Genomic DNA, 18,803 nt, shown 5'->3' with positions numbered 1-18,803 from the left:
TTCGAGCCGTAGACTCTCCTGATGAGAGGGCGCGATTAGTTCCGTCACCACAGTGATCGTCGGCGCAGGGCACGCGGGGCTCGCGATGAGCCGCTGCCTCGCGGAGCGCTCTATCGACCATGTGCTGCTGGAGCGCGGCGAGATCGCCCATACCTGGCGCACCGAGCGATGGGATTCGCTGCGGCTGCTCACCCCGAACTGGCAGAGCCGGCTGCCGGGCTTCTGCTACGATGGCGACGACCCCGACGGCTACCGGACGATGCCTGAAGTGATCGACTTCCTCGGGAACTATGCCAAGGCGATCGCGGCTCCAGTCAGAACACACACGACCGTTACCTCGGTTCGCAGCGACGGTACGGGATATCTCGTGCGCACGGACCGCGGCGAGTGGCGCTGCCGAACTGTCGTGCTGGCGTCGGGCGCGTGCAACATCGCACGCCTGCCCGATTTGGCCGTCCGCGTGCCGCCGTCGGTCGCCATGCTGACGGCACAGTCCTACCGCAATCCGGCTCAGGTCGCCGACGGCGGCGTGATGGTGGTGGGCGCCTCGTCGAGCGGCACCCAGATCGCACAGGAGCTGCAGCGTTCGGGGCGTCAAGTGACCCTGTCGGTGGGCGAGCACATCCGAGCGCCGCGCGTCTATCGCGGCAAGGACCTGGAGTGGTGGATGGACGCCGCCGGCGTGCTCGACGAGCGCTACGACGAGGTAGACGACATCAGACGGGCACGACGGGTTCCTTCGCTGCAGCTTGCCGGCACCCCCGACCGCACCACCCTCGACCTCAATGCGCTGGTCGACCTCGGCGTCAGACTCGTTGGCCGTCTCGCTGGCATCACCGAAGACGGCAAGGCCCAGTTTGCGGGGTCGTTGCGCAACATGTGCGCGCTTTCCGATCTCAAGATGGCCCGGCTGCTCGACCTCATCGACGAATGGGCGCGCGCCAACGGCCTTGACGCTACGGTCGGGCCGCCGGATCGCCTGCCGCCGACCCGTGTCGAGGACAACCCGCCGCTCGGCCTCGACCTTACCGGAGGCGCGATCAGGACGATCATCTGGGCCACCGGCTACCGGCCAGACTACTCCTGGCTGGAGTTGCCGGTCCTCGACCGCAAAGGCCACGTCCGTCACGACGGCGGCGTTGCGGAACATCCGGGCATGTACCTGATGGGGATGCAATTTCTGCGCCGCCGCAAGTCTGCGCTGATCGACGGCGCCGGCGACGACGCGCGTGATCTCAGCGACCATCTGGCATCTTACCTCAGGCAAAAATCAATCAACGTCTAAGGCCAAGGAGGTCAGCTACCGCGACAACGCCGAATTCCGTGACCCTGCAATCATATTCCCAAGTGCAACTTCGGCTTCCAGAAGGGGCGGAACAACTCAATCTTGGGACAGCGGTTCATCACCACTTTCAAGCCCGCTTCCTCCGCCAACAGGGCGGCAGTGTCATCGCGCACCCCAATCTGACTCCACAGAACCTTGGCACCAATTGCGATGGCTTCCTGTGCAACTTCCAACAGATCTTCGGAGCGGCGAAAAACCTCAACCATATCCACAGGCCGGTCGATGGCCGCCAGTGACGCGTACACCTTGAGCCCTCGAATTTCATCCAGACCGGGAGTGGGATTGACCGGGATCATGTCATAGCCGGTTTCGTGCAGAACCCTGAGAACACCATAGGAAAACTTGGTCTTGTCGGGGCTGGCCCCCACCATCGCAATGGTTTTGACCGACTTTAGAATGTCTTGCAGATAAGCCTCCGAATAGGGCTCATCATGATTCATATGGGTCATTTCTTTGCTTCCAACGGGGTCGCAATATCGGCTTTCAATTCATGTGCGGCCAAGGGATCTAGGAAGGGGTTGCGATAGAGCTTGTCGTGGCTTTCAACGCCGACCTCCAGCGTGCAGTCGCTCATAGGGCGGGCAACGCAGAGGATTATATAGCCATTGTTGATCTGGCGGTTGTTCAGCGCCCGCTGGGCCTTTTGACTGACTTTGCCGCTGATTATCTTGGCCGCGCAGGTTATGTAGCCGCCATACTTGCACCCGTAGGGCAGGTCCACGCCCTGCTCGCGCAGGCTTTGCAAGAGGGGCTTGCGGTGATCGACGTCAAAGGCCGCACCGCCTTGGTTGGCGAGGGTGATGGTGAAGCTGGTCATACCCAGATGTCACTCGTGCAATCACCGCCGGGATAACGGGTTTCGTGGCAGCGGCTTGGTCCATTTGCTTCCTTGCCAAAATCGACGACAAATCGCGGATCAATTTCCATGCCGCCGTTTTCCGTATCGCAATTGACCATCAGCATGCATCCGCCATTGGTGCGGATTTCCGGATAGAACTGATTGTCCCAGGTCGAGAAGAGCGAGGTCGTCACATAAAGGCGCTTGCCGTCGAGGCTGAGCTGTATCATCTGAGGCCCACCAGTCACTTTCACGCCGTTGACCTCAGGCGCACGGCCGAGAAGTCCGCCCATCCACACTTGTCCGGTGAGCTTGGCGTTATGCGGGTCCGAGATGTCATATTGGCGGATGTCGCCATGCAACCAGTTGCAAAGATAGAGGTGTCTATCGTCCATACTGAGCAGAATGACGGAGATCACGCCCGGTATCGGGATCGGCCATTCGGGATGCGGCTCATTGCCAACATCGACAATTTTTTCCCATTGCCAGTCACCCGCCGCATCCTTCCACCAATGGATGATGTTTGCAGAAAGGGCCGCGCCAACAAAGCCGTGACTGCTGTCGGGATTGTGATGGAATCGCACTTCGAGTGGGAGCAAGCCATCCTCACCGAGATAGAATGTTTGCTTTGGCTCCTTCTTCTCAAAATCCCAGAAATGGATCTCTCGGCCATATTTCAGATGGCCAACCTCCTCCAGGTCAAAACCAGGCATGAAGGTATTGGGCGCGGCCCACTCCGAGCTGACCATTACGTTATGTCGCGGCTGGTACCAGAAATCATAACCAAACTTGATGCTGCCCATGGAGTTTTCCCAACGGCCGACAATCTCGAACTCCTTGTTGAGTTGCAAATAGCCGCCTGGGGCGTTGCCTTGAGCGTCGCCAAGCATGGAAATGATGATATCCGAGCCGAGGCAATGCACTGTGTGCGGCGCCGACAAGTTGGTCCTGGTTTTGATTTCAGCGCCGTCTATGACCTTGAACAGTGTCGGATTGCGGGGATCGGTTGCGCAATCGACAATATGCAGATTGGTCGAGCGCACACCCGGCACAATCAGATACTTGCGTTCCATGCTCGCATCGCCATGGCAGGACGAACAGGCATTCCAGCCCATGTGATGAAGCTCATCGCCAATACCCGGCATTTGCAAACGTGAAATCACTTGGCTGTAGGTCGAACTCTCCGGGTCGACATCAATGGTACACAAATAGTCCGGCTTCTGAATGCCCGTGCCAGTGTAGATGGCAATCGTATAGAGCAGCTTTTCGCGAGGTGCCCTCATCGCCTCTGCTGGAGAAGCATAGCCCGGTCCACAGCAATGATTGGTCATGGGTACTTCCCAATTTGAACAGATCACTGGCCAGCCCCAACTGGGGTCAAGCTGGATATTAGTGCATGCTTGGCATTAGCGCTATGGCCGGGGTGGCTGGTCAAGCGCGCGCACTGTGACGTACAACTGGGCGACAGAGCGTCCACGGGACTGTCCAACGCGAGCTGCTTATCCCGGCGGAACATTGGTGGGGCGATCGGAAATCGGTGCCTGGACCAAGCCCAAGTGAAGGCTCCCGGCTTCGTATGAGCCGCCAGTCCGCTTTCGGCATAGCGGCCACTTCATGACTGACGACGGATGACTGCTTCTGGCCCAAGACCCGACGGGTCAAGCGGCCTTCTGAAGGACGGCACGAGGGCGGCCGTAACCTGCGCCCAATCGACGCCTCCGCGAAGGCCGGATTGGGAGGTCATCGAAGCGGCGCGATCCTATGGCGCATTCGGCCCGGCCTGAAGGTCAGGCCGCCTTCAACGCAGTGGCTCAACACCGGCCATAGCCGACCTTCACGAGCAGCCCTTCCTCGCGCATCCGGGAGAGATAGCACCGTGGGATACCGATGTCGGTGAGATCGCGGGTCCGCACCTCGCCGCGCTCTCGCGCCAGAGCAACGGCGCGATCCCGGAGCGATGGCGGCCGCCCACCTGCAAGGCGTAGTGCTTCTGCGCGGTCACGATCACGTTTTCGCACTTGATGCGGCTGTTGCGCGTGTCGGTGGAGCGCTATGGCGAACTCGTATTTCGCTGCTTCGTCGGTCCCGGGGAGCCACCGCCTTTTGTACGCTAAGGCGCGCTAGAACCAGCCGCGGCGCGCCCAGACTGCAATGCTGGCCGGGGAACGAGCGACATCGTCGGGAACAAGTCCCGTCTCATAAATCAGCACAACAGGTCTGCCGGGGCTAACTAGCTGACACTTGGTTGATCCCGGCATCAACCCAGGAACGTGTCTGTTCCAGCACCTCATCGGAAAACGCTGGGTCGTCAATCGCCCGGGCGAGGATCACTGCCCCCACCATCGCCGCAAAGCTTCCGATCGCCGCGCGGCGCCTGTCTGCCGCATCCAGTTCCGGGAACGCCCTACCGGATGCTTACGGTCTTGACGTTGACCGGAGGGGAGAACCAATGGGTAGCCATGACACCTACTACTCAGGGGAGAGATACATCTTGGCCTCCTTAGCGGCAGCCTCAAATGCCTTTCGTATCACGTGAGGGTCAATCGGATCGCCCTCCACAGCCGACAGGCAGAGGGTCACCGCCTTGTGCCAGCAAGGTCCTCTCCGGGTCCACGTCTTTAGCTGCTCAAGGGCTGCCCTCGCATTGTTGCAGCCATGCCTATCACCGGACGCAGTCCTTACGAACACAGGAGGGACGAACCAATGGGTTGCCATGAGGGGAATCTAGAGCGGGACGAGCCTGCCGACCAACCCAGTTGTAGCCCGCAATAATGGAACAACGCAGGCGCTCAGTAGTTTAGAAATCGCAGCGGTCGATTCTTCGTGGATGCAGCCGCGTGCTGGGTCCGTCGCCTTTCTCACGAGCGGCGGGCCTCCACCTTATGGAGGGACTAACGTCCCCTGCTCCTTAGCGGCAGCCAGGAATGCCTTGCGGGCCTCCTCGGGTGCCATCTGGTCGGAAATCACGGCGATGCAAACGCGCACCGCGAGGTCCCACTGAAGGCCATGGTTGGTCCACTTCAGGAGTTCCTCAGCGGCTGCTTCAGCGTTGCTGACCTTGCGCGTCGAACCGCGACCCTCGGTCCTTACAGGGACCGGCGGGGAGAACCAATGGAGCGCCATGCAGCCACTCTTTGTCGGCCCGATCAAGTTCCTGCAGCAAATGCTTTTGCTCAGCCGGCAGCTCCTGTTCTACAGGCAGATTTAGCATGGCGCGAAGGTAATTGCGGATTACCTCTGAAGTGATCCACCGCCGCACAACTTCGGCAACAACTTCCTGTCTGGCTTTATCGATTTCGACCACGTTCAGGCCTACATGCTTAATAGGGCCGAACCCCCTCGCAAGCGGATTTGTTCCTTAGAGGGCGGGGAATGTTTGGTACAAAACCCAAGGGGTGATCGGATAACTGGCTCGCGCGAGGCCCCCGTACGTACCCCCCTCCGTTTCCCTTACGGCGCTGGTGGGCACAGCCTTGCTATGTACCCTTGGCAGCGTCCTCGATCAGGTCGGCTATTAAGGTGCGGACCCGTAGGTCGGACCTATCCCCTATGTTTCCCACATCTTTGGTCACCATCCCCGGCGAAGATACGGACACCGCCCCGCTCACCTTAACGTTGACCGTAAAGGTTCTTCTAGGCGCCTTCTCCAATTCTCGCTTCCTGTAGATCTGGAAACGAATCGACGGGGTTAAAGCTTTGACCTGCCGGCGTGGCGCGGTGTCTATGTCGACAGCCACCTCGCCTGCCACGTCAGCCTTGGCCGCCTCCAGCGATGCAATCACGACGTCGTTTAGCCAGGCCTTTGCTTGCTCGCTGAAGTCCGCCATGGGGGCATCTCGCTTCCCCATCTCCGCGCCGCCGACGGGCTTCTCCTGCTGACGGCGAGCTTCCTTCCCGCGCTCAAGGGCTTCTTTAAACTTTGCCATCCCTGTTGCTCCGATTTATCATCAGGCCACCCCCGTCAGATCGGCTATGGCGCCCTCCCATTCACTAGAACGCGCGTAGTCGGGGTACGTTGCGTTGGGGAGCCTTTGGGTTCGCCGCTATTCAGCGTCACGGGGCGCGGCCGATGGACAGCGAAGCAGGTTTCGAGGGTGCTGGAGAGGGTATCGGGCTGATTGTTTGACGGACTGGCTTTGCGAAGGCGATCTCCGCCCCTTCGCGCGGACCGGTCGCCTGGAAGAAGGTGACCTTGCTTTCCGGCTCGAGCGTGACGATCTCGCGCAGATCAGCACCGGCGAGCGTAGCTTCGCGCACGAAGTGGGTCGCGCTCTCCTCCACGACGTCGCAACGGGTGCAGAGGCCTGCGGGCAGGAACAGTCTGGCGTCGCGCGCCTTGAGTTCGAGGCCTTGCCATATCTGCGCACGGGTCAGCCTGGTCTCGCCGCCGGGATTCACCGGAACGGTAGCGCTCGAGTAGATCATGATGTGTCTCCTGGACAGAAGGTCGGTGATGGGGACTCAGCCGGCAATTGCGGCCGCATAGTCGCGATAGGAGCGCAACGGCCGGCCCAGCAGCGCGGTCAGCCGATCGACATCGCCGGCATCGGGGACCACGCCGTCCGTGAGGAAGCGCTCCGCCATCAGGCGCATGTCGAGCGCCATCCAGCTCGGCATGAACTGTCGCAGGTTCTGCTCGAACCCGGCGGTGTCGTCGCCCGGATACGCGATCTTGCGTCCCAGGACGTCTGTCCAGATGGCCGCGACATCCGCGCCGGTCAGCGTGTCGGGGCCGACCAGGTTGATGCGGTCGAACGGCAGCGGCGCGGCGGCCTGCTCGCGGCGGATGAGTTCGATCGCAGCGATCTCGCCGATGTCCCGCGCGTCGATCATGGCGACACCCTTGGCTCCGATCGGCATCGGATAGATGCCGTAGCCGGTCACCACGTCCTTGATCGTGATGTCGTTGTTCATGAAGTAGGCGGGCCGCAGGATGGTGGCGTTGAGCCCCATCTGCTCGATCATCCGCTCGACGCCGAACTTGCCCGCAAAATGCGGCACGTTGACGTAGAGGTCGCTGTGGATCACCGACAGGTAGACGATCCGCTCGATGCCGGCCTCGCGGGCAACGGCAAGCGTTACGAGAGCCTGGGTGTATTCGTCGGCCACCACCGCGTTCAGCAGGAAAAGGGTGGAGACGCCGGAGAACGCCTTGCGCAGGGAATCGACGTCGAGCAGGTCGCCCTGCACGACATCTACGCCAGCGGGGAAGTCGGCTTTGGATGGATCGCGAACCAAAGCGCGCACATTGGCGCCACGCTTCACGAGCTGTTCGACTACGTTGCGGCCGACATTGCCGGTCGCGCCGGTAACGAGAATGGTCATGGGGTTACTCCTGAGTTGAGCCGGATGGCATCCCAGAAAATTAGTGATCCACATTTGTGCCGGTAGGCGTTATATCTGGACACACCGTCTCACTGGTGGAACACATGGATCTACTTGCCCTTGCTGATTTCAATCTGGTCGCCCGCCATGGGGGCTTCGGCAAAGCCGCGCGTGCTGCCGGGCGCCCGAAGGCCACCTTGTCCCGACGCGTGGCGGAGCTGGAGGCGAGTCTCGACTTACGGCTGTTTGAGCGCGGCGCGCGCGCGTTGAAGCTGACGGAAGAAGGACGTGCGCTTTTCGAGCGCGCCGGCCGGTTGCTGTCCGAGCTCGAAGAGACCGCGGCGGCAATCGCCTCAGGCGGCGAAAGGCCGCGAGGCAGGTTGCGGATCAGCGCCCCAGTGCTGTTCTCACAGACCGCGATGGGGAAGATCGCTGCCGGCTTCGCCCTGAAATACCCGGAGGTAAGGCTCGAGGTCACGACGGAAGACCGCGCCGTCGACATGATCGAAGAGGGATTTGATCTGGTGATCCGGGTCAACCCGGATCCGGATGAGAGCCTCGTCGGGCGAGCCTTTCTGCGTGATCGACTGGTGGTCGTGGCAAGTCCTCACCTCGCCCGGCCGGCGGAGGGTCTGGCGACCCCGGCCGTCATGCGTTCGACAACCGATCGAAGGGCTTGGGACGTGAAGACGCCCGCTGGCCGGTCAACAATCGCGATCGAGCCGGTCCTTGCGCTGTCGTCACTCATCATGGTCCGGGATGCGGTGCGGGCGGGCGTCGGCGCGGCACGCCTGCCGGTGTCGCTGGTGAGCCATGATCTGGCGGACGGAACGCTGGTACATTGGGGGGATCTCGATCGACCCGACATCGCCCTGTGGACACTCTATCCCTCTCGGCGGCTGCTGAGCGCCCGCGTCTCCGCATTCATTGACCATCTGAAGCAGGCCTTTCCGATGGGAACGCCTGACGAGCTGGCCGCCTATATCGGCAAATGACGCCGGGAAGCTGGTTAACCCAGCTGAGGCCTTACTCCAGGGTTGGGGGATCGAGCGGTCATTGGTCGTGCAAGCCCTTCCACCGCAAATCATAAACGCGCGTTTTTTGCTTTCTGCGCACGACAGCGCCTTTTCCCTAAAATCGATCGCCCTATTTCGCTTCGACAGGTGGGCGGCTGCTTGCTGGACGAGTCCTTGCGGCGAGTACGGCATGTGCTTCGAGGTAACCCCATGGACTTCCACGATCGGCACCTATTGCGGTTGCGGGTGAACGGAGAGGACCACAGCCTTTCCGATCTCGATCCTCGCGTCACGCTGCTCGACCTGCTGCGCGAGCGGCTTCATCTGACCGGAACGAAGAAGGGATGCAATTTCGGCGAGTGCGGCGCCTGCACCGTGCATCTCGACGGACGGCGTGTGAATGCCTGCATGATACTCGCCGTGTCCGTGGAGGGACGCGAGGTCACGACGATCGAAGGCCTGGCAGACGGCGACGCGCTTCATCCCGTGCAGCAGGCGTTCATCGATCATGATGGTTTCCAGTGCGGATTCTGCACGCCCGGCCAGGTGATGTCGGCGGCGGCGTTGATAGAGGAGGGACATACCGGCTCCGATGCCGAGATCCGCGAGTGGATGAGCGGCAATCTGTGCCGCTGCTCGGCCTATCCGCAAATCGTCGAGGCGGTGCGCGCAGCGGCCGGGAGGGCGAGCCAATGACCCCGTTCGTCTATGCGCGTGCCGATAGCCTGGGCGAAACGATCGCGGCAGGTGCCGCGCCCGACAGCGCCTTTCTCGCCGGCGGCACCGAATTGCTCAACTGGCTGCGCCTTGGAATTGCGGGGCCGACGCGGATCATCGATATCTCCCGCCTCGACGGGCTGGATCAGATCGAGGCACTGCCCGGCGGCGGCTTGACGATCGGCGCCCTGACGCATCTCAACGATGTAGCGCAGCATGCGCTGGTCATGCGCGACTATCCGGTGTTGAGCCAGGCGATCCTCAACGCCGCGTCGCCGCAACTGAGAAATCTCGCAACGATAGGCGGCAATCTGCTGCAGAAGACGCGCTGTGCCTATTTCCGTGCCGAAGAGCAGCTGCCGTGCAACAAGCGTCAGCTCGGCTCCGGTTGCTCGGCATTGCATGGCATCAACGACAATCACGCAATATTCGGCTGGACCAAGGATTGCGTCGCCACCCAGCCGTCCGACCCGGCGGTGGCGCTGGCAGCACTCGATGCGGTCATCGTCACCGCGCACCGCAGCGGCGGCCGGCGCATTCCGGCAGCCGAATTCCACCTGCTTCCCGACACGCGGCCCGAGGCGGACAATGTGTTGCAGCAAGGCGAACTGATCACGGCAATCGAGCTGCCGGCGCCGGCGCCGCGATCGGCCTACCTCAAGGTGCGCGAGCGCGAATCCTACGAATATGCCATCGTCTCCGCCGCCGCGGTGCTGGAGATGGACGGTCAAACCATCCGTCGGGCTGCCCTGGCGCTGGGATCCGTCGCGCTACGGCCGTGGCGGCTGAGCGCCGCCGAGGAGCAGCTCGCCGGTGCCGAACTCGGCGATCGCGAGGCGTTGAGCACCGCCATCGAGCAATCCTTCGCCGAAGCGCGTCCCTTGTCGCAGAATGCCTACAAGATCGAACTGGCCAAGACCGCCGCTTTGCGGGCGATCGAAAAAGCAGCGAGGATGCCGTCATGATGATCAGCCAGCCTGTTGCCCGCCCTGACGGCGGCGTCAAGGTTACCGGCCGCGCCCGCTATGCGGCCGACTATTTTGCTCCCGATCTGCTCCATGCAGTGCTGGTGACCGCGCCAGTTCCCGCCGGCCGCGTGACGTCGATCGTCGTCGACGATGCGCTCGCCGAGGAAGGCGTCGTGCGTGTGCTCACGCATGAGGACATGCCCAAATTCGGCCGGTTCGCATCGCCGAGGGCCGAGCCCGATACGCAGATGCAGCAGGCCGAAGGTCCGCCGGCGGCGCAGAGCTTCATGCCCATGCAGAGCAACGAGATACGTCACGAGGGCCAGCCGCTTGCCATTGTGCTGGGCGAGACGCTGGAGGCGGCGGAAGCCGGCGCCCGCCGCGTCGCATTGCGCTACGAGTTCGCCGAGCCGGAATTGCCGGCACCGCCGGAGTGGACGGCAATCGACAAGGCTGCGGTCGTGCCGAGGGAGAGCGGCTTCCTGTTCCTGGAGCCGACGTTTACGAAGGGCGAGGTCGACCGCGGGCTTAGCGACGCGGCCGCCACGGTCGAAGCCGTCTACCTGCAGCCGTCGCGCCATCACAACGCCATGGAGCCCTCGGCGACGCTCGCTGAGTGGAACGACGGAGAGCTGACGCTGCACGACGCCACGCAGCACGTCTATGGTGTCCGCCAGGTGCTTGCCGCCCGTTTGAATGTCCCGGCCGAGAAGGTCCGCGTGATTTCCCGCCATACCGGCGGCGGCTTCGGCGGCAAGGGTTGGATCTGGCCGCATCAGGTGCTGGCCGCCGCCGCGGCGCGCATCATGCAGCGCCCGGTCCGGCTGGCGCTCAGCCGCGCCAATGCCTATTCCTGTCTCGGCTACCAGCCGCGCATGGCACAGAAGATCGTGCTGGCGGCGGACAGGTCGGGCAAGCTGACCGCCGTGCAACAGGACGTGGTCAACCTGACCACCGTGAGCGACGATTTCGTCGAGTTCGCCACTGAAGCCTCGAAGGGTCTCTACGCCACGCCGGCCATGCGTCTCAGCCAGCGCGTCGAGCGCGCGAACGTCGCCATGCCGACGGCGCTGCGCGCCCCGGTCGAGGGTCCCGGCACCTGGGCCCTCGAAAGCGCGATGGACGAGCTCGCCCACGGTCTCGGCATCGATCCGCTCGACCTGCGTCTGATCAACCATGCGGACACGGATCCGGCCACCGGCCAGCCCTGGTCATCGAAGAAGCTGCGCGAGGCTTATGAGGAAGGCGCCCGCCTGTTCGGCTGGCGCGAGCGCCCGCGCCAGCCACAACGCGACGGCGATTGGCTGATCGGCTACGGCATGGCGACCTGCAGCATGGGCTGTTTCCGCCACCCGACGCCTGCAGCCGAGGTCAGGCTGCACAGGGACGGCACGGTGCTCATCCGCACCGGCACCCAAGACATCGGAACCGGAACACTCACCATCTTTCCGCAGATCGCAGCCGACGTGCTGGGCCTGCCGATGGAGAAGATCGAATTGGAAATGGGCGATACAGAGCTGCCGGAGGCGGGACCGACTTATGGCTCATCATCGACCATGGGAGTGGGCTCGGCGGTGCTCGCAGCTGCCGAAGATGCGCGTTCGCAGCTTGCCCGTCTCGCCAATCTGCTGCCGGACGAGGTGGAGATGCAGGACGGCAAGATTCGCCGCAGAGGCGCTGCCGGCGGCCAGACGATCGCCGATGTTATGAGCCATACCGACATCGGCGAGATCATCGGCTCCGGCTCGTTCGATCCGGCGCAGCATGGCAAAGGCCTCGCCATGCGCACTTTCGGCGTGATTTTCGTGGAGGTCGGTGTCGATCCGGGGCTCGGCCTGCTCAGGCTTCGTCGCGCCGTTGGCAGCTACAGCGCCGGCCGCATCGTCAATCCCCGCACCGCACACAGCCAGATGACGGGCGGCATCATCTGGGGCTGGGGCATGGCGGCAATGGAGCAGAGCAGGCACGAACCAGTGCTTGGGCGGTTCCTGTCGAAGAACCTTTCCGGAGTCGCCATTCCGGTCAACGCCGACATTCCCGGCGATGTCATAATCCATTTCGTCGACGAGGTAGACGAGCATGCCAGCCCGATCGGCGGCAAAGGCATCGGCGAGCTCGGCGCCACCGGCGTTGCCGCCGCGGTTGCCAACGCCGTCTTCGACGCCACAGGCAAGCGGATCCGGGAGTTGCCGATCACGCCGGAAAAACTGCTGTAGGAGGACCGGCCTGCGGAAGCGTCTGCTCGACGAGGTTGACGTAATAGCGCATCACCGTCGGCACGATCTCGTCGTTGAAGATGTAGCGGTCGCCGTGCAGGCCTTCGCCCGGGCCGACCTCGCCGGCACCGATCCACGCATAACAGCCGCTCGCCTCGCGGATCATGAAAGCGAAATCCTCGCAGCCGAGACTGGGGCTGAACTCGGTCAAGACATTCTCCCGGCCGACGGCGGAGGCGGCGGCCTCGACGGCATGGGCCGTCGCGTCCGCGGTGTTGATCAGCGGCGGATAGCCCTTCCTGTAGTCGAGCCTGGCGTTGAGCGAATGCGCGGCGGCAATGCCTTGTGCGATCTCCCCGATCAGCCTCTCGCAGTGGTCGGAAAGTCCGGGCTCGAAGAAGCGGCAGGTGCCTTGCAGCCAGACCTTGCCCGGCACGATGTTGCCGACATTGCCGCCATGGATCTGCGTGAGGCTGACGACAAGCGCGCTTTGCGGGTCGACCGTGCGGCTGACGATGCGCTGGACGGCTTGCACGAAGGCGCCGGCGGCCAGGATCGGGTCGTCGCCGAGCTGCGGCATCGCGGCATGCGCGCCAAGACCCTCGAAGGTCAGTTCGAAATTATCGACGGCCGCCATTTGCGCACCAGCGCAGGCGGCGATCGTTCCCAGCCTGACGCCCGGCCAGTTGTGGACCGCATAGACCGCCTCGACTGGAAAGCGCTTGAACAGGCCATCCTCGATCATGCGCATGCTGCCACCCTCGTTCTCCTCGGCTGGCTGGAAGATGAAAGTGACGGCGCCGTCGAAGGTGCGCGCCTCGCTGAGCAGTTTGGCGGCGCCGAGCAGCATGGCAGTGTGGCCGTCATGGCCGCAGGCGTGCATCACGCCCTCTCGCCTAGAAGCATAGGCCAAGCCGGTTTTCTCCAGCACCGGAAGCGCGTCGAGCTCGGCGCGAAGGCCGATGGCGCGTGTGCCGCCACCGCTGCGCAGAACACCGACGACGCCGGTGCCGCCGATCCCTTCATGCACCTCGTCGACGCCGAAGGAGCGCAGTTTCTCTGCAACGAAACGCGCCGTTTCGTATTCATTGAATCCGAGCTCCGGATTGGCATGGATATGGTGCCGCCAGCCTATGACCTCTGGTGTCAGCGCGGCGATGGGGTCATTATGCAGCATCATGCCTCCTTTCACGCCGGCAAAGGCGGCGCGGTTTGATCCTGCCAGCCATAGAAGGCCGGACGAGAAGCGTCTTGAACCGGATTGACCATGGCAAGGACAAACCAAGCGGCAGAGACCGGGAAATACTGGCGCCATCCATGCTTCCCCGACCTTGGCCTGTTCGAGGCGCGCTTCACCCGGCACCGCTACGAACTGCACACGCACCCGACCTACGTGATCGCCCTGATCACCTCCGGCTGCGAGCGGATACGCATCGGCCGCCAAAGCGTTCTCGCTCCGGCAGGCACCATTGCCGTGGTCAATCCCGAGGAGTGGCATGACGGCGAACGCGGGGCGGACGAAGGCTGGGCTTACCGGACGTTTTATCCCTCGGTGCCACTGATGACCGCGCTTGCCCGCGAACTCGGCCGCGACGGCGCTCCGGTATTTTCGCGCGCGAGCATCGAAGACAGCAGTCTCGCCGCAGCATTGAAGGCAGCACACCAGGGCTCGACATCCCCGGACACAATGAGGGCCGAGACGTCCCTGCTCGTGGCATTGCGACGGCTGATCGTTCGGCATGGCGACTGGAGCGGGCGCCCCGAGGAGCTCGAAAGCTCCAGATCACAGCGAAGATTTTCGCTCTACCGCGATTTTGTCGAAAGCGAGCTTGGCTCGCAGCTCGACCTCAAGCGGCTTGCCGGCGTGGCTGGCGTGACCCGGTTCCAGGTCATCCGCGACTTCAACAAGACAATCGGCCTGACGCCGGCGGCCTACATCCGCGACCGGCGATTGCGCCGGGCGAGCGCGCTGATCGAACGGGGATTTGGCCTCGCCGACGCCGCTATCGCGGCAGGTTTCGCCGACCAGAGCCATCTTTCCCGTACATTCCGGGCCATGCATGGCATGACGCCGGGCATGTTTAGAAGAGCGGGATAGGCGCTCCTGAACAGACAGCTTGCGCGCCAATGCGTGCTGCGCAATGCTGACGCAGCTCGGGGGGAATCATGCGAAAAATCTTGGCATTGACGCTGCTGCTCGCGGCTGCACTGTTTGCAAATAGGGCCCAGGCGCTGGATGCCAGCGGCACGCCGGTCGTGGTGACCCCACTTGCCTCTCGCACCGAGACCGCGTCCGGCCAGCCGATTACGCTGCCGCAGAAGAACGTGCAGGTCCTGGTCTCGGCCTATCAGATCGCGCCGGGCGCGACCTTGCCGGTCCACAAGCATCCGTTTCCGCGCTATGCCTATGTCGAGGCCGGCACGCTTCAGGTCACCAACGTCGAGACCGGCAAGAGCAACACCTATCAAACAGGTGATTTCATCATCGAGATGATCGGGCAATGGCATCAGGCGACCAATGTCGGCGCCGATCCGGTCAAGCTGCTGGTCATCGACCAGGTCGAAGAAGGTACCAAGAACACCGTGTTGCGCCAGTAGCTGCCACGTCTGAAGACGGAGTCCGTGGCGGATCCAGCACAGCGCGTAACAGACGTCAGAACGCGAACCCCTCCGGCAAATTGTGATTCCAATAGCCTTCCTCGACAAGTTCACTTATGCGCCAGCCCTCGGACGTGCGTACGACGCGGTCGCGATACCACAGCCCTTGGAAGAAGACCTGCCTTTTGCCTTCGCCGAGGTCGACCTCCATCGGGCATGAACAATGCACGCGCGCGCTGGCCTCATCCTCTCGGAGATCCAGAAGGATTGTCGAAATGGCGTGCTGCGAGATCAATATCTTCGAAAGGGCGCCTTTTATGTAAGCAACATGCTCATCCACACTGCTCCTGATTCCACCTGTTACAGTGTCGTCAAGCACAGCATCAGGTGTGAATATTTTGCGATAGGCGTCCCAGTCGCGATCGTCTACCGCGTAGCAATAGCGAACAAGCAGCTGTTCGATCTCGAGCCGATCCGAAACCTCGTGCAATGAAAGGGTCATGTCCTGTCTCCGCGGTTGGCGGCACTAATGCCGCATGCGCCAAGCCTGCCCGACATTTCGATCAAATATTCACGTTGCCGATGCTCCGAGCAACCTCGCCGCGCGACTGGGCATGCGCAAACCCGAACACTCATTTGGCCTCCGCCTTTACCCGGTCGGCAGCGGCGGCCAGCACGGCGCGATCCCCCTCCTCGTACAACCGATGGATGGCAATGGCGTTGACGCGCCAACCTTCCGGCGTCCGCACCAGCCGGTGGAGATAGCTGCCACCGACCGTCCAGAACCGCCCGTCGATCCAGTGGGCGGCGCGGACATGGCTGCGTGCGACCGCGTCATTGCCCGCGCCTTCGACGGTGATGTTGGTGATGAGGTGCTGGGTGGCGTCGAAGCCCGGCAGCAGTCCTTGCCACTGCGCGATCAGCGCGTCGCGGCCGCCGGTCGTGACCTCGCCGCCGAAGAGGCTGGTATAGTCGGTCGTGACACGGGCCGCGAGATAGGATCTGACCCGGTTCCACTCACGCAGATCGGCATAGAGGCCGATCCCGGCCACTGCCTCGGCGATTGCGATCCTGTCTTCGACCGTCAGCGCATCTCCCGATGCGCTCGACGTGGGCGCCGAGACGGCGGAAACCGTCGCAGCGGAAAGCGCCGCGACCAGGACATGCCGACGGGTGACGAAGCTCATTGTTCCGCCCCCCCGCACTGCCCAGCGTCGCGCGGAAGTGCGCGGCGACGGCGTCGCTCGCGGCCTTCACCGGCGCGGCACGATCGTAGAAATCGAATTGGGTGACGTTGTCGAGCCACAGCTCCTGTTTGGAACTGGTCAGCCGCGCGTAAAACTTGTGCGCACCCTGCGGAATGGCTGCCGCCTCGCTATGCACCATCAGAAAGGGCTGGTGCAGGCGCGGGGCAGCCTGGATGGCGTCAAACCTCAGCCAGCCGCGCCAAAAGGCCGGATCGGCCTCGTTGCGCCAGGCCGGGATCATGCCGCGATCGGGTTCGGTGTAGTAAGGCACCTTGAACATGATTGCGCGCTCTTCGGTCAGGCTAGCGGCCGGCAGGAACGCCTGTCTGCCGGTGCGGCGATACGCTGCCTTGGCCGCGTCGCCTGCGGCCTCAAGCCTGGCGATGCCTTCCTTGCCGCCATAGGTCTGCTCGACCACTTCGGCATCCTGCAACCAGGGCGCAACGAGGGCGACCGACTTGATCGCAGCGTTTTCGGCCGCAGCGGTGACCATGTAACCGGAGCTGGCGCAAATGCCGAGCCCGCCGATGTGCTCCTTGTCGGCCTCGGGCCGGCTCGCGAGATAGGCGACGGCTGCTTCGATGTCGGCGGTCTTGGCGTTCGGGTCCTCGTACTGGCGACGTATGCCGCCGCTTTCGCCCCACCCACGAAAATCGAAGGTCAAGGCGACGAAGCCACGATCGGCCATCTCGCGGGCGTAGCGGGCTGGCATCTGTTCCTTCACCGTCATCCAGGCACCGGTCACCACCAGCGCGGGCCGAGGTTTCGCCGTGTCTATATCCTCTGGCAGATAGAGTTCGCCGACGAGCTGCTCACCATGCGAGGAGAATGTGACGCGCTCGACGCGCGGTGCGGCGACGGCATTGGAGGCGGCGAGCGCGGCGGTGATTGCTACGGCAAGTGTCAGGGTTTTAAGCATCGCAAGTCTCCTTTGGCTTGGAGTGAGAAGCGCGGCGCGTTGCGAGAAAGACCGTCGTCTCAGCGCTCGCCAGCCAGTCGGCCGGGCAGTGGCTTCAGCGGGTAATGCGCCCAGTAGAAGGCGTCCGACTGGTACATGTCGGTCAAAAAATTCTGTGCCTCGGCGATCTTGCCGTCCTTGATGCGGAACATCAGCGCGTAGAACTGGTCAATCTCGGGACCTGAGCCGACATTCGACCGGCCGCGATGGACGTCGACGACGAGGTTGCCCTGCGCCTGGAAGAAGATCGGTTCCGCCTTGAATTTGCCCTCGGCCAGGCCGCGGAAAAAGGCGACCACCTCGTCCGGCCCGCGCTTGTCCCCGGCGAGCGGATGATGACCGGGAATGCGCCACACGATGTCGGGCGCGAGGAAGGACCGCACGGCCTCGGGATTGCCGGTCGCGTAAGCTGCGTAATAGTCCTTGATGAGCTGGATGTTGCTGTCCTCCAGCGGCCCGGCGTCCGCCGGGGCGGCAGACACCGCCAGAAGAGCGCCGGTGGCGAGTAAAGCGAGCCTGGTCATCGGTCCTGTCTCCGTGCCCCGTTCGGGTCCTCGCAATAGCGAGATCCGTTCGTCGGACCCAACATGACGCCTTTTGTTCACCGGAAAAACCAGTAGAGTTCGACAGGGCTATTTGGAAAAACCTTACAATGCGCCTCGACCAGTTCAGCGGCATCGTCGCCTTCGTAAAAGTTGCGGAGGCCAGAAGCTTCACCCGCGCCGCGGCCGAGCTCGGCGTCGCTCCGGCCTCGTTGAGCGAGGCGGTCAAGGGGCTCGAGGAGCGTCTGGGGGTGCGGCTGCTCAACCGGACGACCCGCAGCGTTGGCTTGACAGAAGCTGGCGCCCAATACCTCGACCATGTGCGCCCGGCAGCCGAGGATATCCGGGCGGCTGGTGCGGCACTGCGCGAAGCCCGCGACCGTCCCGCCGGCACGCTGCGCCTCAGCCTGCCCTGGATCGCCGCGCCGCTGCTGATCGAACCGCTGATGCGGCCGTTCATGGATGCTTATCCGGAAGTGCGGCTTAGCCTGATCTTCGACGACAGCTTCGTCGACATCGCCGCCGAGGGCTTCGACGCCGGCCTGCGCATCGGCGAGCTTCTCGAGAAAGACATGATAGGCGCGCGCCTGGGCGGGCCCCTGCAGATGGTCGTGGTGGGCAGCCCCGACTATCTGGCGCGCAACGGCACACCGAAGCGGCCGGCCGACCTCGCTGCCCATCGCTGCATCGCATTCGCCCTCACCCGCACCCGCTCGATTTCGCCCTGGGAGTTCACCGTAGAGGGACGCGAAGTCGCATTCACGCCGGACGCATGTCTGGTCGTGAACACGCTTCCGCTGTGCATTACCGCCGCCGCGCAAGGGCTTGGCCTCGCCTTCGCGGTCGGGGGCCTCGCCGCGCAGCTTCTCGCCTCAGGCGCGCTGGTCAAGGTGCTGGAGCCTTTCTGTCCAGCTTACGAACCGCTTCATCTCTATTATCCGAGCCGCCGCCTGGTACCGCCGAAGCTGCGGGCCTTCATCGACTTCGTGCGCGCGAATTCGCACAAGCTGCGGATCTGATGTGGCTTTTGGAG

At 63.1% G+C, this 18,803-nt stretch carries 22 protein-coding genes and 2 pseudogenes; 8 read left to right on the top strand and 16 right to left on the bottom strand.

Annotated elements, in window-relative coordinates; genetic code table 11:
- The first annotated feature begins 52 nt into the window (after positions 1-52).
- The gene (locus tag NKG60_RS02910) at positions 53-1,285 is read left to right on the top strand and encodes an NAD(P)-binding domain-containing protein (protein ID WP_352869946.1); all 1,233 of its coding nucleotides are present in this window, start codon (positions 53-55) and stop codon (positions 1,283-1,285) included.
- 50 nt (positions 1,286-1,335) lie between these two features.
- Here the strand turns inward: NKG60_RS02910 and NKG60_RS02905 are convergent, their stop codons facing one another.
- The 11 genes and pseudogenes from NKG60_RS02905 to NKG60_RS02855 all read right to left on the bottom strand — a co-directional run bounded on the left by NKG60_RS02905 (position 1,336) and on the right by NKG60_RS02855 (position 7,508).
- Positions 1,336-1,785 carry a CoA-binding protein gene (locus NKG60_RS02905; protein ID WP_352666082.1) on the bottom strand — a complete coding sequence of 150 codons (450 nt, stop codon included), beginning with the start codon at positions 1,783-1,785 and terminating at the stop codon, positions 1,336-1,338.
- Between the two features lie 5 nt (positions 1,786-1,790).
- The gene (locus NKG60_RS02900; RefSeq protein ID WP_352974032.1) at positions 1,791-2,162 is read right to left on the bottom strand and encodes a 2Fe-2S iron-sulfur cluster-binding protein; all 372 of its coding nucleotides are present in this window, start codon (positions 2,160-2,162) and stop codon (positions 1,791-1,793) included.
- Positions 2,159-3,514, bottom strand: a complete 1,356-nt coding sequence (locus tag NKG60_RS02895; protein WP_352666036.1) for a selenium-binding family protein — start codon at positions 3,512-3,514, stop codon at positions 2,159-2,161. The genes NKG60_RS02900 and NKG60_RS02895 overlap by 4 nt, the downstream gene beginning before the upstream one ends.
- A gap of 480 nt (positions 3,515-3,994) precedes the next feature.
- Entirely contained in the window at positions 3,995-4,201 is a 207-nt protein-coding gene (locus tag NKG60_RS02890) for a type IV toxin-antitoxin system AbiEi family antitoxin domain-containing protein (protein ID WP_352865459.1), read from the bottom strand.
- A gap of 208 nt (positions 4,202-4,409) precedes the next feature.
- Positions 4,410-4,589 (bottom strand): annotated as a pseudogene (locus NKG60_RS02885) (TetR/AcrR family transcriptional regulator); the annotation flags it as partial.
- 63 nt (positions 4,590-4,652) lie between these two features.
- On the bottom strand, positions 4,653-4,898 hold the full coding sequence (locus NKG60_RS02880; RefSeq protein ID WP_352468751.1) for a DUF982 domain-containing protein: 246 nt from the start codon (positions 4,896-4,898) through the stop codon (positions 4,653-4,655).
- Between the two features lie 165 nt (positions 4,899-5,063).
- Complete coding sequence (locus tag NKG60_RS02875) at positions 5,064-5,306, bottom strand: DUF982 domain-containing protein (RefSeq protein WP_352666034.1); 243 nt, start codon at positions 5,304-5,306, stop codon at positions 5,064-5,066.
- Complete coding sequence (locus tag NKG60_RS02870; RefSeq protein WP_352666086.1) at positions 5,227-5,487, bottom strand: hypothetical protein; 261 nt, start codon at positions 5,485-5,487, stop codon at positions 5,227-5,229. The genes NKG60_RS02875 and NKG60_RS02870 overlap by 80 nt, the downstream gene beginning before the upstream one ends.
- Positions 5,488-5,659: 172 nt before the next feature.
- On the bottom strand, positions 5,660-6,109 hold the full coding sequence (locus NKG60_RS02865) for a hypothetical protein (protein ID WP_352666033.1): 450 nt from the start codon (positions 6,107-6,109) through the stop codon (positions 5,660-5,662).
- A gap of 220 nt (positions 6,110-6,329) precedes the next feature.
- Positions 6,330-6,608 (bottom strand): annotated as a pseudogene (locus tag NKG60_RS02860) (AtaL-like protein); the annotation flags it as partial.
- Between the two features lie 36 nt (positions 6,609-6,644).
- Positions 6,645-7,508 carry an SDR family oxidoreductase gene (locus NKG60_RS02855; RefSeq protein ID WP_352974027.1) on the bottom strand — a complete coding sequence of 288 codons (864 nt, stop codon included), beginning with the start codon at positions 7,506-7,508 and terminating at the stop codon, positions 6,645-6,647.
- A gap of 104 nt (positions 7,509-7,612) precedes the next feature.
- On the opposite strand from NKG60_RS02855, the gene NKG60_RS02850 reads away from it, so the two are divergent.
- The 4 genes from NKG60_RS02850 to NKG60_RS02835 all read left to right on the top strand — a co-directional run bounded on the left by NKG60_RS02850 (position 7,613) and on the right by NKG60_RS02835 (position 12,425).
- Complete coding sequence (locus tag NKG60_RS02850; protein WP_352865455.1) at positions 7,613-8,503, top strand: LysR family transcriptional regulator; 891 nt, start codon at positions 7,613-7,615, stop codon at positions 8,501-8,503.
- A gap of 231 nt (positions 8,504-8,734) precedes the next feature.
- Positions 8,735-9,220: a (2Fe-2S)-binding protein gene (locus NKG60_RS02845; RefSeq protein ID WP_352865479.1), complete on the top strand. Its 486-nt coding sequence runs from the start codon at positions 8,735-8,737 to the stop codon at positions 9,218-9,220.
- The gene (locus NKG60_RS02840) at positions 9,217-10,206 is read left to right on the top strand and encodes an FAD binding domain-containing protein (RefSeq protein WP_352865453.1); all 990 of its coding nucleotides are present in this window, start codon (positions 9,217-9,219) and stop codon (positions 10,204-10,206) included. Before NKG60_RS02845 ends, NKG60_RS02840 begins: the two co-directional genes overlap by 4 nt.
- Positions 10,203-12,425: a xanthine dehydrogenase family protein molybdopterin-binding subunit gene (locus NKG60_RS02835; protein WP_352865451.1), complete on the top strand. Its 2,223-nt coding sequence runs from the start codon at positions 10,203-10,205 to the stop codon at positions 12,423-12,425. The genes NKG60_RS02840 and NKG60_RS02835 overlap by 4 nt, the downstream gene beginning before the upstream one ends.
- Here the strand turns inward: NKG60_RS02835 and NKG60_RS02830 are convergent.
- The gene (locus NKG60_RS02830) at positions 12,403-13,605 is read right to left on the bottom strand and encodes an amidohydrolase (protein WP_352974024.1); all 1,203 of its coding nucleotides are present in this window, start codon (positions 13,603-13,605) and stop codon (positions 12,403-12,405) included. The two genes, NKG60_RS02835 and NKG60_RS02830, sit on opposite strands and share 23 nt — an antisense overlap.
- Positions 13,606-13,692: 87 nt before the next feature.
- On the opposite strand from NKG60_RS02830, the gene NKG60_RS02825 reads away from it, so the two are divergent.
- Together NKG60_RS02825 and NKG60_RS02820 are read left to right on the top strand one after the other, a co-directional pair.
- Entirely contained in the window at positions 13,693-14,523 is an 831-nt protein-coding gene (locus NKG60_RS02825) for an AraC family transcriptional regulator (protein ID WP_352865447.1), read from the top strand.
- A 68-nt stretch (positions 14,524-14,591) separates the two neighbouring features.
- Positions 14,592-15,023, top strand: a complete 432-nt coding sequence (locus NKG60_RS02820; RefSeq protein WP_352666025.1) for a cupin domain-containing protein — start codon at positions 14,592-14,594, stop codon at positions 15,021-15,023.
- Between the two features lie 55 nt (positions 15,024-15,078).
- Here NKG60_RS02820 and NKG60_RS02815 read toward each other — a convergent pair whose 3' ends face one another.
- From NKG60_RS02815 to NKG60_RS02800, 4 genes are all read right to left on the bottom strand, one after another.
- Positions 15,079-15,525 (bottom strand): nuclear transport factor 2 family protein, encoded by a 447-nt coding sequence (locus NKG60_RS02815; RefSeq protein WP_352865445.1) that lies wholly within the window; start codon positions 15,523-15,525, stop codon positions 15,079-15,081.
- A 130-nt stretch (positions 15,526-15,655) separates the two neighbouring features.
- Complete coding sequence (locus tag NKG60_RS02810) at positions 15,656-16,075, bottom strand: nuclear transport factor 2 family protein (RefSeq protein ID WP_352865442.1); 420 nt, start codon at positions 16,073-16,075, stop codon at positions 15,656-15,658.
- Positions 16,041-17,189 (bottom strand): alpha/beta hydrolase, encoded by a 1,149-nt coding sequence (locus NKG60_RS02805; RefSeq protein WP_352865440.1) that lies wholly within the window; start codon positions 17,187-17,189, stop codon positions 16,041-16,043. The genes NKG60_RS02810 and NKG60_RS02805 overlap by 35 nt, the downstream gene beginning before the upstream one ends.
- 59 nt (positions 17,190-17,248) lie before the next feature.
- A complete protein-coding gene (locus NKG60_RS02800) occupies positions 17,249-17,752 on the bottom strand; it encodes a nuclear transport factor 2 family protein (RefSeq protein WP_352865438.1) in 504 nt (167 codons plus the stop codon).
- 128 nt (positions 17,753-17,880) lie between these two features.
- Between NKG60_RS02800 and NKG60_RS02795 the strand changes: the two genes are divergently transcribed.
- Positions 17,881-18,789 carry a LysR family transcriptional regulator gene (locus NKG60_RS02795; RefSeq protein WP_352865435.1) on the top strand — a complete coding sequence of 303 codons (909 nt, stop codon included), beginning with the start codon at positions 17,881-17,883 and terminating at the stop codon, positions 18,787-18,789.
- The last annotated feature ends 14 nt before the right edge of the window (positions 18,790-18,803 follow it).

Source organism: Mesorhizobium sp. M1428 (assembly GCF_040317515.1).
Lineage (GTDB): Bacteria > Pseudomonadota > Alphaproteobacteria > Rhizobiales > Rhizobiaceae > Mesorhizobium.
This window is presented reverse-complemented; position numbering and strand designations above follow the sequence as displayed.